Source organism: Paenibacillus xylanivorans (assembly GCF_001280595.1).
Taxonomy (GTDB): Bacteria; Bacillota; Bacilli; order Paenibacillales; family Paenibacillaceae; genus Paenibacillus; species Paenibacillus xylanivorans.
In genome coordinates this window covers 18,346-34,131 of the sequence record NZ_LITU01000042.1, presented here as the reverse complement: position 1 = coordinate 34,131, position 15,786 = coordinate 18,346, and the positions used below count along the sequence as shown (strand labels likewise).

Annotated in this window: 13 protein-coding genes; 1 reads left to right on the top strand and 12 read right to left on the bottom strand. The window is 49.6% G+C overall.

From position 1 onward, the window contains the following. Positions 1 to 14: 14 nt before the first annotated feature. The 6 genes from AMS66_RS06715 to AMS66_RS06690 form a co-directional block, all read right to left on the bottom strand. Positions 15 to 2,033, bottom strand: coding sequence for a heparinase II/III domain-containing protein (locus AMS66_RS06715; RefSeq protein WP_053780058.1), 2,019 nt, complete (start codon positions 2,031 to 2,033; stop codon positions 15 to 17). Between the two features lie 213 nt (positions 2,034 to 2,246). Continuing rightward, positions 2,247 to 2,903 (bottom strand): SGNH/GDSL hydrolase family protein, encoded by a 657-nt coding sequence (locus tag AMS66_RS06710; RefSeq protein ID WP_053780113.1) that lies wholly within the window; start codon positions 2,901 to 2,903, stop codon positions 2,247 to 2,249. A 108-nt stretch (positions 2,904 to 3,011) separates the two neighbouring features. Continuing rightward, positions 3,012 to 3,815 (bottom strand): NAD-dependent epimerase/dehydratase family protein, encoded by an 804-nt coding sequence (locus AMS66_RS06705; protein ID WP_053780057.1) that lies wholly within the window; start codon positions 3,813 to 3,815, stop codon positions 3,012 to 3,014. Positions 3,816 to 3,911: 96 nt separating this feature from the next. Next, complete coding sequence (locus AMS66_RS06700) at positions 3,912 to 4,241, bottom strand: AzlD domain-containing protein (RefSeq protein ID WP_053780056.1); 330 nt, start codon at positions 4,239 to 4,241, stop codon at positions 3,912 to 3,914. Further along, positions 4,232 to 4,906: an AzlC family ABC transporter permease gene (locus tag AMS66_RS06695; RefSeq protein ID WP_053780112.1), complete on the bottom strand. Its 675-nt coding sequence runs from the start codon at positions 4,904 to 4,906 to the stop codon at positions 4,232 to 4,234. The genes AMS66_RS06700 and AMS66_RS06695 overlap by 10 nt, the downstream gene beginning before the upstream one ends. A gap of 285 nt (positions 4,907 to 5,191) precedes the next feature. After that, positions 5,192 to 7,165: a methyl-accepting chemotaxis protein gene (locus tag AMS66_RS06690; protein ID WP_053780055.1), complete on the bottom strand. Its 1,974-nt coding sequence runs from the start codon at positions 7,163 to 7,165 to the stop codon at positions 5,192 to 5,194. Between the two features lie 263 nt (positions 7,166 to 7,428). Here AMS66_RS06690 and AMS66_RS06685 point away from each other — a divergent pair, with 263 nt between their 5' ends. Then, the gene (locus AMS66_RS06685; protein ID WP_053780054.1) at positions 7,429 to 8,835 is read left to right on the top strand and encodes a serine hydrolase; all 1,407 of its coding nucleotides are present in this window, start codon (positions 7,429 to 7,431) and stop codon (positions 8,833 to 8,835) included. Positions 8,836 to 8,954: 119 nt separating this feature from the next. On the opposite strand, the gene nagZ is transcribed toward AMS66_RS06685, so the two are convergent. The 6 genes from nagZ to AMS66_RS06655 form a co-directional block, all read right to left on the bottom strand. Continuing rightward, on the bottom strand, positions 8,955 to 10,640 hold the full coding sequence (gene nagZ, locus AMS66_RS06680) for a beta-N-acetylhexosaminidase (protein WP_053780053.1): 1,686 nt from the start codon (positions 10,638 to 10,640) through the stop codon (positions 8,955 to 8,957). Between the two features lie 67 nt (positions 10,641 to 10,707). Continuing rightward, a complete protein-coding gene (locus AMS66_RS06675) occupies positions 10,708 to 11,874 on the bottom strand; it encodes an exo-beta-N-acetylmuramidase NamZ family protein (RefSeq protein WP_053780052.1) in 1,167 nt (388 codons plus the stop codon). Then, positions 11,874 to 12,584: a hypothetical protein gene (locus AMS66_RS06670; RefSeq protein WP_053780051.1), complete on the bottom strand. Its 711-nt coding sequence runs from the start codon at positions 12,582 to 12,584 to the stop codon at positions 11,874 to 11,876. The genes AMS66_RS06675 and AMS66_RS06670 overlap by 1 nt, the downstream gene beginning before the upstream one ends. A gap of 208 nt (positions 12,585 to 12,792) precedes the next feature. Next, positions 12,793 to 13,902, bottom strand: a complete 1,110-nt coding sequence (locus tag AMS66_RS06665; RefSeq protein WP_053780050.1) for an ABC transporter ATP-binding protein — start codon at positions 13,900 to 13,902, stop codon at positions 12,793 to 12,795. Between the two features lie 49 nt (positions 13,903 to 13,951). Further along, positions 13,952 to 14,785, bottom strand: coding sequence for a carbohydrate ABC transporter permease (locus AMS66_RS06660; protein WP_053780049.1), 834 nt, complete (start codon positions 14,783 to 14,785; stop codon positions 13,952 to 13,954). A gap of 37 nt (positions 14,786 to 14,822) precedes the next feature. Then, positions 14,823 to 15,746 (bottom strand): carbohydrate ABC transporter permease, encoded by a 924-nt coding sequence (locus AMS66_RS06655; RefSeq protein WP_053780048.1) that lies wholly within the window; start codon positions 15,744 to 15,746, stop codon positions 14,823 to 14,825. Positions 15,747 to 15,786 lie beyond the last annotated feature (40 nt).

Genomic DNA, 15,786 nt, shown 5'->3' with positions numbered 1-15,786 from the left:
CTCACCTCCATCTTTCACTTGGGTTCAATCGTGAACTTCAGCTCACACACCGTTTCCAGCGGATTAACTTCATCACTTCTTACATCGCACTTATCAGGTTGCTCTCGCCATTCCAGGGAAGTCCGATAGAATATAACTGGCTCATTGTCATGATCAACTGTATTAATGACCTCTATATCAGCCTGCCATTGGTTTGCATCATACGTCATACCTAAGGTTGCAAGTTCACCCTGCCATTGAATCTGCCCCTCATGTACCCTTTCAGGTACCTTTCTGCTCATAAACCGCTCCGTCACACTCGGCCGTTGCAGTTCTTCTACCGAATATAACGTGCTTGATGAAGACATTGCTCTGTTTTTCCATTGAAATCGATCCTTCAGACGCAGTTCTGCTACGGTCCCGATATCTTTAGCAGAACCGCTCCAATGCAACTGGCGTGTATAGCAGACGAGCGAAGCCGCTTCAGAATAAGCTGCTGTCAGTTCCAGACAGGCATCCAGTGTACAATCATCGTCCGAAACCTTCGCCTCAAGAACCTGTGCTTGCGCCTGGCGCCCCGAGGTTTGCTCTTTTCCCTCAATCCGGGGCACGCTATGCCCGAACGAGCTAATGTGGAACAACTGCTCTCTACCCGGAGCAAAATAGGCTTGTGTATACAGCCCCGCTCCCGGATCACAAAGAATGTTTTCGCCGCCACAATGGATAATAAATTGCCCAAGATCATTATGGTTATGGGGTTCATCGTTATGCCCGGCCTTGACGGAAAAAGCAATAGCGAGAGGTTCATCTCTGGTAAGATCTGCACTCGAAGAATCAAGGACTCCCTTGGCAATCATCCAGCCCAAATCTTCCATAATGATCCCTCGTTCCGCCGGAGTAGCCCCCGCTTCTTGAAGGACCATTGCCGAACTGCTCCACATCACGTTGCGCAGCAGGTGAGCCCAACGATGACAGGGATCATCGGTAAACAAAGGAATATGAAATGGCAGATCTATCTGTATACCGAAACGAGATGCCAGAAGTGAAAGCAAGCCCGAAGGAATCTCTTGCTGCTCCGCACTATCCGAATAATTCACGAAGGTTCCTCCCGACAGATGAACCCGCAGTGGGAAGGCTGCTATCGCCGCTATTTTCGAACCATTCAGCAGATCCAACTCACCTTCACTGTATTCGCGCAGCATGTCGGCATAATAGACGAAATAGCCAAACCCATACACCCAGTAACCAATGCCTTCTGCACAGCCGCCATCCATGCCATATCCACTCAGAAATGCCTGCATTGATCGAATCGTCTGACCTACCGATTCCGTCAGAATCGCTTCTTCCTCCAGCAGTAATAATCCAGCCATGCCACAGCATCCGCTGCACACAGCAGACCAGTTATGATCTGCATCTTGCCAGTGATAGGTACGTTGTTCCCGATAGAGCGGTGTAAAGATGCGCTGCTCGGCCTCAGCCCTAATCCGATGGATAATGCGTGTATCCAGCCGATCTGCGTGAATCGTCACGATTTCGGCCAGCATATGTACTGTCTCAGCAGCAAACAGATCAATATTACCGTTAACCTGTTCCACTCCCCCCGTACCCAAATGTGCAGGCAAACACCATGTATACTCACCACATACATCCCACAACATATCTTCCAATGTCTCTATCCATCCCGCGCCATTCGAATCCACAGCGAGCAGCGCTATTGCCGCAAGACGTCCCCTGCGTTCAAAGTACGCGTCCTCATACAACTTACGTTCCCCTGTGTCCCCAAACTTCCGATAAAGACCAAATGATAGCGAAGGCAAGCTTTCGTTCAGGGCACGCTCCCCATAGTTGTTCAGATCTGTGAAAAAAGAAGCCAGCTCCGGTTGCAGCAACGCCTGTCCGATGCTATCCGTAGAGCAGACTAAAGCTCTCATTGGAGCAGGCTGGACATGCTGATTCCCTTGTCTTCCGTTCATCATCCGATGTACTACCTTCTGAATGACCGTAGAATCCGGCATGGAGATGGATCTGACTTTACTTTGATTGGTGTTTTCCATTGAATTCACCCTAATCTATATGGAATACGAAACCTTCATTATATGTAACCGATTTCATTTTAACGGATATTGCTGTACATTTGAAGAGTTATCCATCATATCCAACCAAATTAACCACAGAATTCCTGTTCCAAGATATAAAAAAACGAGCAACCCACCTGGGTTCCTCGTTTCATTCAGCTTTTAGCGCAGACTTGATATATCCAATGTCTATTAACCAATCGCAAGTGGAGAATTCTGTACAACAGACAGCCACTGACGTGCGATCAGCTCATGACCGGCTGCGGTTGGATGTACACCATCCCACAACCAGTAGGCAGCATCGGCCTCGTTGAGGGCATCATTGAACGTTTGCTGCAAAGGTACCCAGACCGCCCCGAACTCACTGGCGAGTTCACGAACCAAATTTTGATACTGCTCCATACGTTCCTGCCAAGTGTCCCATTGCTCCACTGTAGCTCCCGTTTTAAGAATGAACGGCTCCATTAAAACCAGCCCAGTATTCGGCATCACTTCGCGTGTTTCCTCCAGCAAATGACGATAGGCACGTCCAAGACGATCCGTCACTCCACTGGGTTCACCATTCATGGTACGCCAGGCGTCATTAACACCGATTAGAATGCTGATCAGATCCGGCTTCAGACTAAAGGTATCCTCGTTCCAGCGTGCATACAGATCGGAGGCGCGATCCCCGCTGATTCCTCTGTTGTAGAACGTCGGCTGCTTGGCTGCCAGTTCCACGCCCAGTTTGCTTGAGATCAGATACGCATAGCCATGCCCGAGAAAATGATTCGGATCATCATTGCGTGATCTTCCCCCGTCTGTAATGGAGTCTCCCTGAAAAAGTATAACGGATGAATGTGTACTCATAATCAAAACCGTTCCTTCCTGTATGTAAAATGAAAACCTCAACCCTTCAGTCTCCATTTTATCCCTTTCGGACGCAATAGAAAATAGCGTTTTCAGATCTTTAAGATTTCAGGATTTCGGGTTCTTCGCGACATATCCTCCGCCCTGATATTCCGTCTCGTCCTGCTTATCCGGTGCTCCCTTACGTTTCGCTTGGTCCCATAACTTTGCCGCATCGTCCTCCGGGCGGTACCCAATCTTCTGTTCCAGATATCCAATATCATAATAATTGTCCGTATTTGCTGAAGTCCCATATAGATTAACATATTTCATGCTTGAATCCGCCTCAATGCAGCACTCGGCAAGCTGCACCATATCTCTGGGAGAGATCCAGATATGTGCGGAACGCTCAGAGTGTGGATGCGCATCGCCCGAGAAGTTGCCAATTCGAATGTTGAATGACGACAGGTCATATTTGTCCGCGTAATAGCGTCCAAGCAGTTCGATATAACATTTGCTAAGCCCATAGAAACTGTCTGGCCGATATGGATCATCCACTTCGATATCCTCTCCTGTTGGATAAAACCCTGTCGCATGATTTGAACTCGCAAAAATAACCCGCTGTACACCATTCAACCGTGCAGCTTCATACACATGGTAGGCCCCTGTTACGTTGATCGGCAGGACTCTGCCCAGAAAATCTTCTTCGTCCTTGGCCCATGCAATGTGCAGCACCGTCTGAACACCCTGCATCAGCTCTTTCAACCGTTCTCCGTCGGTCACATCCATCGCTACAATGCCTGATTGAGGATCATCATGAAGATCGGCAGCCACAATGTCATACTTGTCCTTTTCCCTTAGTCCCTTCAGCAGACTGCGGCCAATGACTCCAGCTGCTCCTGTAATCAATAGTCTGTGCTTCGATTTGCTCATGGATCTAACTCCCTTCGCCCTATTTACTACGATCTTATAGGACATTATTAACCGTTAGAGCGAAGGATTTACCTGTTCCTATAAAGGACCTGTTTATTAACCCATCAAATACCGCAAAATCATCATCGCAACAATACCGACAAGTACGGTTCCAAGCAGACTCCGAGTCCAGATTGCCACTGCAATGGTAGGCAATGCCGCCCACAGGGCCGCATTCTGCGTAATCGGCACCAACTGGTTGTCCGCCATAAACAATTCCTGACCGATCAGTGCCGCCATGACCGCCACGGGTACATATTCAAGCCAGCGTAACAGCCACATCGGAATCTGTATTTTACTGAACAGCATGAGCGGCAATACGCGCGGGATGAATGTCAACAAAGCCGAACCCATAATAATCCAGAATACATCCCATCTTACTTCCATCGTTCCATCACTACTCCCATCGTTGCCGCAATGACCGCAGCCACAATGACACTCATGCTGCCAAGCGAAGCCATGCTGGCGAAGATCACACAGACAACGGCGATGATCGCTACATTGATGTGTAATTTTTTATTTTTGCGCTGCATCAGCTGAAGCACAACCAGACCAATAAACATTGCTGGCAGGGCAAAATCAAGTCCAAGCCGCTCGGGATTGGTTATCCAGCGTCCAAAGTAAGCCCCCGCCATATTCGCTACAAACCAGTTCAGATATGCTGTAATGTTCAGCCCGTGCATCCAGCGCTCACTCAGCGTTTTCCGGCCAATCGCTCGCGTCATCGCCACGCCAAAAGACTCGTCGGTAAGCAGCGAGCCGATCCACATATTTTTAAGCGGTGTCAGATGGCGAAAGTACGGTGATACGGCTGCACTCAGCAGCAAATGGCGAAGATTCACGAAAAATATGGTGAAAATGATAGCAGTCGCTGACCCATTCGAGGCAAGCATGCCTGCGGCAATAAACTGAGCCGATCCAGCATAGAGAATCAGACTGAGCAGAGCCGTTTCCGCCAAACTTAGACCTGCCGTCATTTCAATGACACCCGCTGCAAAGCCAATACTTAAATATCCAAGCAGTGTTGGGATACAGTCCTTAACCCCTTGCATAAATGTAGCATCATCCTGCACCTCTTCGGTATTTGCGGGTCCGGATGTCAGTGGTATGGATTTATCCAAATCCGGTTCATCCCCTCTCCATTCAATCCACATCTTACGGATTACTTTTAATTTAGAAATATACCACAGGATGAGATATTCAGGGAGAGACAGATTCACTTTTACAGAACAGATCTGCTCCGAGTCTTCATACACCGTTGATTAACGAAAAAACACCAACAAGAAAAAGACTGAAGGGTTACAACCCCACAGTCTCCTTCGAGAAATGCTATTGAACTATAACTTGAATTTCTCAATCATGCTTTGCAGATCTTCAGCCATACGGGATAATGCCGCAGAAGAAGCTGCAACCTCTTCCATCGTAGCGAGTTGCTCCTGAGCAGCAGCTGAACCATCTTCGGTTCCTGAAGCAATCTGATTGGATAATTCAATGGTGCCATTCACTTCCTTGGACACATGGCTCATGCCTCCATCAATCTGACGGGAAGCTACCGACACTTCTCCAGCTTGAGCAGCAACCAACTGCACGGCACTACGGATATTTTTGAAAGCCTCTCCCGCTTCCGTAATCATTTGCGAACCTTTAATCATGCCTTCTCCTGTACGGGCAAAGGTAGATTGAACCGCATTCGTTTTCTCGTGCATCTCACGCATAAGTTCATTAATACGCTCGGCTGCACTGCCCGAATTGTTGGCCAGCAACTTCACTTCATTGGCAACCACGGCGAAGCCCCGCCCTTGTTCACCTGCTCTTGAAGCTTCAATAGATGCGTTCAGGGCAAGAATGTTGGTCTGCTTCGCAATACCGGTAATTTCGGCCACAATTTCAACAATCTCATCATTTTTCGCCCGAAGATCTTGAATGACCGCAGCCATGGCCTCACTCTCGTCATTGACCTGCTGAATATGGGCAACCGCCTCTTCCACCGTAACCATACCCGCTTCGGACTTGGTAGATGCTTCTACAGCGATGCGAGCCGTGTCTTCTGCACTCGATGAGATTTCTTTCACCCCTATAGACATTTCACTGACGAGTTGACCCGTTGCAGCAAGACTGGCGTTTTGTTTGTTCGTTCCTGACGCTGCATCCTGCATCAATTCAGCAACCTGTTCAGTTGCTCTGGATGTCTGTTCAGAACTCGCCATAAGCTCCTCAGAAGATGCTGCTAGCTGGCTCGATGTATCATGCACTTCGCCCAGAACGTTACGTAGCGAAGAGGTCATGGTATCGAAGCTTGCCCCGAGTTGCCCAAACTCGTCACGGCGCTGTAAACCTACACGAACTGTCAGATCACCCGCGCTTACTTTGGATGCTGCTTGCGTTAGTTGCAACAATGGACGGTGAATACTGCGAATAATGAACACAAGCAGAATAATACCAATGATCAACGAGGTCCCTACCAAAGTGTAGGCACGGATCAAAATAGGTCTTACCGCATCTGCCGCTTCGGAAGGAACCATCTCACCGACAATTTTCCAGCCCGTTTCGGGGTTTGTAAAGAACACAGCTTCCAGCTCTTGTCCATCATACGTGTACTGCACAGTACCTTGGTCTTTCGTGTACATCTCATTAATGTAGCTCTCATTGGACTGCACACCGGATTCGATATTGTAATGGAACAGGAACTTCCCGCCGTTATCCAGCATATACAGTTTTCCCTTTTCACCAATATGTATCTTATCAACGGATTCTTTCAAATGATTGAGACTTACATTGGCTCCAAATACCCCTTTCCCATCGGCCAGTTTGGCAGCTGCGGTGACAACCCATTCACCCGTGGTTACCGACTGGAACGTGTCCGAGATAATTGGTTCATCCTGTGACATACCCATCGTATACCAGCTGCGTTCCCGTGGATCATAGATCTGCTTTCCGGGATCAGGGGATTTCATCCAGCTGCCATCTTCAGCACCTGCGGTTAATACACCCAATTCTTTGTGAGCCTTGGACATACGATCCATTTGTCTCTGAACAGCTGGTGATTTATTGATAATATCCGTTGAAGCAATACCCGCGGCAAACTGTGCTGCGTTATCCTTCTCCATATCCAGCATTTGAGTAATTTGCAGACTGAGCATTTCCGTTTTGGCCTGTGCAGAATGAATGATTTCTTCCCTGACTTGGTCTGCAGCTTTTAAATAAGACAACCATCCCACGCTAATGCTCGGCACAATCAGGAACAGAAGCAGTGCGGCGATCAAACGTTTCTTAACCGTTAATGTAAACCAATTGCGAATCCTTTTCTTCATTTAAATATCCCCCATCATCATCTTCACCCCTCTTTTATCGGACAAACGTAGTAAAAATATTATGTATGGATACTAAAATGAATCGAAATTACTTTATTTTTGTTAGGATAAAAGAAAATGATGCTCATTCCCTGTTTTGACCCTCTCTACGAGATCGTTTACAATGCTCATAAGCTGGTTATCTATGAAACGATTGGAAGGAGAGGATTCGAATCTTACGCACATCACATGAGCAACAACCTGTTTCCAGATTATATTCATCCATGTTCCGTATTCTGTTAGCCCTCATTCTTTGTGCAGGCCCTGTTCTGGGACAAGCCAGTTTCACGGCATCTGCAGCACAAGAGACGCAAACAGTTCACATTGAAGTGAATGGTCAAGAGCAATCGTGGAAAAATGCCCCCCTTGTATTGAAAGGCACAACGTATGTTCCACTGCGAGATGTTGTTACCTCTGTAAATGGCACCTTGAAATGGGAAGCTCGTACCAAAACGGCTACCATTACCGTTGGTCAAGACAAGCTGGTTCACCAGGCTGGCAGTGACTTCATCCAAGTTAACCATGTTCGTCTGTCCTCCGGTGTCGAATCCCGCACGATTAACGGCACCCTGATGTTACCTGTCCGAGCACTTGCCAATGCACTCAAGGCAGATATTAAAGTACAACGTACAGCCTCTGGACAGATGAGTGTTAATATCGAGACGGACAAAGTAAGCCTATTAGATAGTCAAGTTGCCAGTGTAGACAGCTATTTACGCGAAATTGATTTCCCAGGCATGGCTCTGATTGCCCGTAATGGAGAAGTCCTTCTTCGCCAAGGCTATGGACTAGCGGATGAACAGACGCTCAATCGTCCGGATCAGAAGACCAGAATCGCCTCTCTGAGCAAATCCTTCACCGCAGCCTCCATTCTCAGCTTGGTGGAAAAAGGGAAGCTGGATGTGCAAGATCCAATCTCCAAGTACATCACAGGTATACCCAAGGGAGATCAGATCACGCTCCATATGCTGTTATCCCAGACTTCAGGTCTTCCATCCGCCTTCGGCCGGGGTGAAGGCACTTCATTGGAAGAAACGGTAGAGGAAATTCGGCACAAAACATTGAAATTCGATCCCGGTAGTGCCTATTTGTACAGTAACAGTGGTTATGTTCTGCTGGCCTATGTTATTGAACAGGTGTCCGGCATGAGCTATGCCGATTATGTGCAACAGACCATTCTGAAGCCGCTCGGCATGAAGAATTCCGGTGAAGCTTCCCGCAAGGTCCATACGAATAGCGGATTTGTTGCGGAAAATAAACAGTGGGTGCCTGCGCCTTATTATGTTTCACAATCAGGGTCAGGAACAATCTACTCCACCGTGGACGATCTGCTGAAGTGGGATCGGGGACTGTACACGGACAAAATTCTGAGTCAGGATACGATTGAACAGATGTATGAGCCGTATTCGGATAAAAACTATGGCTACGCCTGGATTCTCAAGGGAAACGATCAGAATCAGAATCGTACCGTCTTCCATAACGGCAGCGGCGGTGGTTTTGCCACAGCCTTCTCGCGCAATTTAACAGATGATATTACGATTATTCTGCTCGGTAATCATGCGGGTATGGATATGACTTCACTTATGGATGAGGTCGAGGCTAAGACAGCCCAGGCACTGAATCTGCAATAATTTTTAATTACTTGATATATATAGAAGAAGGGACGGTCCATTAAAGGAACGCCCCTTCTTCTATATGTGTCTTCGTAAAGAGAATCTCAATTTCGCTTCGCTCGTCGTTTAACGTCTGTCTATTTTATGGATACAGGAAGCTTCCCGGCAAAAGGAATACGCCCCATCAGCGCCCGAGCGGCGCTATCCATAGCAAGCGGGCGGCTCTCGTAAGCCGCTACATAGACCTGCACCTCCGGGATTGCCAGCAGATCATAGGGACTGCGGAGCGCCACAACAACCAGCGGCTTGCCCAATTGCTGTAGCCAGCCGATCAACCTGCACTGCGGATCGCCGGAAGGGCTCCCCGCATTATAGGTCCCCACCACAATCTGCCGAATATCATCCTCTTCCGCAGATTGAAGCAGACGGGCAGAACGAATGGCAACTTCCTCTGGTGTGACGGTTAAATCAACCACATCCAGACTGCAATGCGACAAAGCGGAGCCTAGAGTCACCACCTGAGTCAGCTGTTCGTCGGCAATCGTCGTCACAGCTGTAGTAACCGTTATGACCAGCGTACGTTCCGGCTTCAAAGGCAGCATATTCAGCTGGTCACGCACCAGCGTGATACTATTCTCACTGATTCGTCGGGCCACCTCTTGGTGTAACGAATGGTTACGCTCTTGGTGCTTGAATGAAGCTGGATCAGTTAATGCCTCAGCGAAGAGCGAAGTCGCTACCTCATCATGCACTTCATCATTACCTGCGCCCATTCCATTCTCCAGCAGACCTCGTTTCGCCTTGTACTTCAGCAACCGAGTTACGGATTCGTCGATGCGAGCCTCACTGATTCGCCCGCTCTGCACGGCTGCTAGCAGCGCTTCAAACGCCCCTGCCTGAAGATGATCTGTGTGGCTGATCAACACCAGATCTGCGCCAGCCTCCACCGCCATCACAGCTGCATCGACAGTGCCATAGTTGGCGGCAATCGCGTCCATCTCCATACAATCCGTTACAATCATACCTTCATAACCCAGTTCCTGACGAAGCAATCCGCTTAACACGGCTCGCGATAGCGTTACAGGCAGACGCTCCGGCTCCAGAGCCGGAAAATAAATATGTGCCGACATCATCGCATCGACACCTGCCGCTATGGCAGCCCGAAACGGAAGCAGTTCCACATGCTCTACCCGTTCCCGAGTATGGGTGATGACCGGGAGATCCAGATGTGAATCCGTATCGGTATCCCCGTGCCCCGGGAAATGTTTGGCTGTCGCGGAAATGCCAGCATCCTGTACTCCTGCAATGCTCTTGGCTCCATAGTCTGCCACGGACTGCGGTGATTCCCCAAATGAGCGCACACCAATTACCGGATTGGCGGCATTGTTGTTTATATCCAGGACCGGAGCGAAGTTCATGTTAATGCCCATGGATCTTAGCTCCACACCACTGATGTAGGCTGCCTGGTATGCATCCTCGATGGAACCTGCTGCGGCAATCGCCATCTGTCCCGGCATCAGGGCAATCCCTTCAGTAACCCGGGCCACCATGCCGCCCTCCTGGTCAATGGATATCCAGAGCGGTATATTACCGCTGTCTACAGCAATTTGTTGCAGCCCCGATGATAGTCGCTCTACCTGCTCCGGCGATTCCACATTGCGTGCAAAGTAGATTACGCCGCCGATGGGATACTTTCGGAGAAAGTCATCCACATCACCAGCAGCTTCGGTGCCATGAAAGCCGCAAAGCAGCATTTGACCGATTTTCTCACGCAGAGTCATCTGCTCCAGCTTCACCGGGTACAGCTCGTTTTGCCCACTCATTCCATGCCTCCTCCTCCCAATACCAAGCATCCATTATTACAAGATATTCTTCTCATGGACCTTACTTTTATAGATATAGCAAAAACGGCTTCCGCCGCTCCTTCCATTCCTCTGCTTGTACTTTCCACGATTTAATTAAGTGAGTTACTTCCACTCGGTCATGTATAATTTCCCTGACTTTCCTGCCTCCGGTCAACAAATCAATAAAATAGCGCGAACCCGCCTGCGGTGGCTCCAACCAGCGAAATTGCTCCGGATAGAGCGATGCCAGTTCATGCAAAAGCACCATACCCGTATCTACTGGTCTGAATACGCTACTGTCCGTCACGAATATCCTTACACCCCCGCACAACTCCCCTGCATGTTTGGAAAAAGTCGGCGACATGTACACTGGGTGCACATGCACTCCCTCCACTTGATGATCACGAAAGCGTTCCGCCAGTCGTTCACCATCTACCCACGGTGCTCCAATCCACTCAAATGGGCGGGTCGTGCCTCTGCCCTCCGATACATTGGTACCTTCAAACAGACACGTACCTGCATACACCCGCACACTGTCCAGTGTAGGCATATTGGGAGAAGGCAGCATCCAGGGCAAATCGCAGTCCGTAAACTCCATGGAGCGCTGCCATCCTTCCATCGAAATTACATCCAGATTGCAGGGCACCTCCATCTCGCTGTTCACCAGCAGGGCCAGCTCACCGACCGTCAATCCGGTGCGGACGGGAACACGCCAAGCGCCAACGAGTGATTCATACCCCTCGCTCAGCACGCCTCCTTCCACCATATCTCCACCCAACGGATTGGGGCGGTCCAGCACGAGCAGTCGTTTGCCCGTTTCAGCACAGGCCTCCATCATATGAAACAAGGTCGATGCATAGGTGTAATACCGGACACCCACATCCTGGATGTCATACAATACGGTATCCACCTCAGCCAGCATTGCAGGCGTGGGTTTCTTGTGTTCACTATAGAGGCTGAACACTGGAATGCCGAGACGTGGGTGCACCTTATCCCCGAATCGGACACCAGCCTGAAGCTCACCATCCAGTCCATGCTCACAGGCATAGAGAGCTGTCAGCTCGACACCGTACAATGCGGCGCACACATCCACTGTTGAGATAAAATCGGCGGTAATTCCGGTTGGATTCGTCATCAGGCCAATTCGTGTATCCGTTAACCACGGGTGGGATAATCCCTTGGACAATAGATCCGTTCCAGTTCTGACGCCCATTACACATTCCCCTGGCTTACCCACCCTGTATGCTGGTGGTCATTGCCGCCAGATGTGGATGGTTCCTCTTCGGGTTCCAGTACATTAAGGGCGACCTTATGCTGATAGATGGCAAACATGCCCGAGAACAGTGCCCCGTATCCAACAACCGTCAGCATCAGCAGAGCCGTCAGACACAGCGCCTGAAAACAGGCTCCCATCGTGTACCCCGGATGACGGAAGAATAGCTTCACACTTTCCCCCATTGCCTGAATGATGCCCATGTTCTTTTGCAGAACGAGCTGCCAGGTATAGAACTGCGACATCAGCGCCATGAGGACGAAGAACGTTTGGAACATACTCACCGCTGTGCCTGTAATCCCGCCCTGTCCGCCGTAATACCACCAGGTTGACCACAGAATGAAGCCAAGCACGGCGAAAAGCACACCTACTGCCCCTCCCGGGATGAATCCCTTCATCGTTCCGTTCCAGATATCCTTAAGCCCATTGCGGCGTTCCTTGCGTTCCAGCCTGTGATGTACGGCATAACTGACACCGAACAGGATTGGCATATAAATCACGGCCAAAAGCAGCACCGCGATTGGCAGCGGGGCAAACATCAGAATGGGTACCAGCACGATGGAGCTGACAACACTGTATAGGGCCACCGGAATAATATCCCGATATATTTCCGCCCCCGACTTGACCAACACTTCACTCAGCTTACGCATTTTCATTCTCCCTTCTATATAAGTTGGACTAAACATTTACACGATAACGGAGAAGGCAGAACCAATCTGGAGAAGCGAAGCGTTCGACTTTATCCCCGGATTTCCCCTTTGTATAAGGGATTCAAAAAATCTGGGGATAACTGCGATCGGAAGATGGTTCTGACTGCGCAGTGGTACAGTGTAAAATCTCTGATTCAGCTGATATAGCTTATTCCCGTCCAATCGCCAGTTCCGTCTCCGGGTCAAAAAAGTGCGCCTTACGCAGGTCCAGTACAAAATTTTTGTCCATTCCTACATAAGCATGTGTTTCCGGGTGAACCTTGGACGTAACGGTACGGGCACCCGAATGGAAATACACCAGATTCTCGGAGCCCAAATGCTCTACAACCTGAACCCGCGCCTGCAGCATATGGTCTGTCGGAATATTCGGAGCGACGTCGTCACCAAAAATATGCTCTGGACGCAGACCCATAATCACCGGTTTACCTTGATAGCTCTGAAGACGAGCGAGTACATCCTCTGGCAGGGTGAATGATGCCCCCTCCACAACAACCTGCGTGCCTTCAATCCGGGCATCAATGAAATTCATCGCTGGGGAACCGATAAATCCGGCAACAAACATATTACGTGGACTCGCATACAATACTTTCGGTGAAGCCACCTGCTGTATATCTCCATGATTCATGACCACGATGCGCTCCCCAAGTGTCATGGCCTCCACCTGATCATGCGTTACGTATACAATCGTGGCACCGAGTCGTTTGTGCAGCTCACCCAATTCCACCCGCATCTGCACCCGCAGCTTGGCATCCAGATTGGAGAGCGGTTCGTCGAACAGGAATACCTGCGGATCACGGACGATTGCCCGCCCCACCGCCACACGTTGGCGCTGACCACCGGACAGCTCGCGCGGTTTGCGCTCCAGCATCGCTTCCAGCCCAAGAATGGAGGCTGCGTTCTGTACCTGTTCATCAATAAAGGACTTTGACTTCTTGAGATTTTTTAGGCCAAAGGACAGATTTTCGCGGATCGTCATATGCGGATAAAGCGCATAATCCTGAAATACCATCGCGATATCGCGATCCTTCGGATGCAGATCGTTCACGACCCGTTCCCCGATGACAATGTCGCCACTCGTCTGTTTTTCCAGTCCCGCAATCATCCGCAGTGACGTCGTCTTACCACAGCCCGAAGGACCCACAAAAACCACGAATTCCTTATCTTCTATAACAAAGTCCGAACCGGCCACAGCCGTGAACGTTCCTTTATGATCGTCTTTGAATTCTTTGCGCACTTGGCGAAACTCCACGCGTGCCATAGGTAGATCCCCCTTTACGTTGTCGCTTGTCCTGAACTAACCGTTCACCTTAACCTTTTACTGCACCAATCGTAATGCCCTGTAAGAAATAGCGTTGCAGCGAGAAAAACAGAATGATCATTGGCAGCGCACCAATCGTCGCCCCTGCCATCATTGCACCGAAGTCCGTTGATTCGGCAAATACGAACGAGGCCAACCCCACCTGAACGGTGCGCATCTCGTTGGAATTGGTAATGAGGAACGGCCAGAAAAATTCGTTCCATGAAGCGACAAACGTGAAAATCGCCAGCACCGCGATCCCCGGCTTCGCCATCGGCAAAATCACTTTCCAGAAGATGCCGAACTCGCTGCATGCATCAATCCGTGCCGCATGAATCAGCGATGTAGGCAGTGTTGACATGAACTGTTTCATCAAGAAGATATTGCCCACACTGACGGCAGCAGGCAGAATAATGGCTGTATACGTATCCCCCAGGTCAAACACGTTGACCATCAGAATGTACAAAGGAATCAGCGTTACCTGTGCCGGAATCATCATGGTACCCAGCAGAGTCCAGAATACCGCCTGGCTCCCCGGAAACTTCAATTTGGCGAACGCATATCCCGCCAGGGAGGCGAAGAACACATTCGTCACGGTCAGAATGACCGCGATAAGGAGCGAGTTATATAGCCAGCGCCAGGCATCGGTTTTGGCAAAAAAGCGCTCATATGGTGATAACGACAACTGCTCCGGAATCATCTGCGGTCTAAATGAAGCCGACATCGCGCTATCCTGCACCGAACCGACGAGCATCCAATACATCGGAATGACCGTCACCAGCGCCCAGGCCACCAACAGAATGGATGCAACGACGAGCAGTGTCTTTTTCTGTGTTGATTTCATGGATTTCATTCACCCCCGGATGCTTAATGCAACGTGCTTAGTACTCAATATCGCTGGAGAAATATTTGAACTGAATGACGGAGATGACAATGATGATGATCGCCAATACGAACGACTGTGCCGAAGCCAATCCGAACTCATAAAATTTGAATGCCGTCTCGTATATCAGATAAGCAATCGTCGTTGTCGCAAAGTTCGGTCCACCCTGTGTCATCAGATATACCGAGATGAACACCTGGAAGGACGTAATCACACCCGTCACAAGCAGATACAGTGTCGTTGGTTTGAGCAACGGCCATGTAATCTTGCTGAACTGAGTCCAGCCGCTGGCATGATCAATATCCGCCGCTTCGTACAGCGATTTCGGGATACCGCCCATGGCTGCCAGATACAGAATGATACCCGCGCCGTGCGATCCGAGCCAGTTCATCAGAATGAGTGAAAAGAGTGCCGTACCTGACTGACCCAACCAAATCACAGGATCAAGACCGAACAGGCCCAGGAAGCGGTTCAACAGACCCGAATCCGTCGGGTCAAAGATCGCCAGCCATACGATGGAGATGGTTACCCCCGATGCTACCGCAGGCAGGTACAATGTTGCTTTGAAGAACGTCTGCCACTTGCTTTTCATTTGGAAGATAAAGTAGGACAGCACAAATGTAATGAGAATGTTGACTGGTACTGTACCTACAGTAAAGATAAGTGTGTTCTTAATCGACTTCCAGAACGTCTCATCCTTCACCAGTCGCTCGTAGTTATCCAATCCAATCCACGTCGAATTCATGATGTTGTATTTCTGGAAGCTCATCACGAGAGCCGTCAGTACGGGATACAGTGTGAAAATGAGAAACAGCAGGACAGGCGCCAAAATGAACAAATACGCCCACCCGTAGTCTCGCCAAAACCGGGCAACCCGGGAAGTCCGGGGTACAGACGGTTTTGGCGCAAGGGCGGTCTGCATGGCGAATCCTCCTCTCCTAATCAGTGTGGTTTTGCGTTAT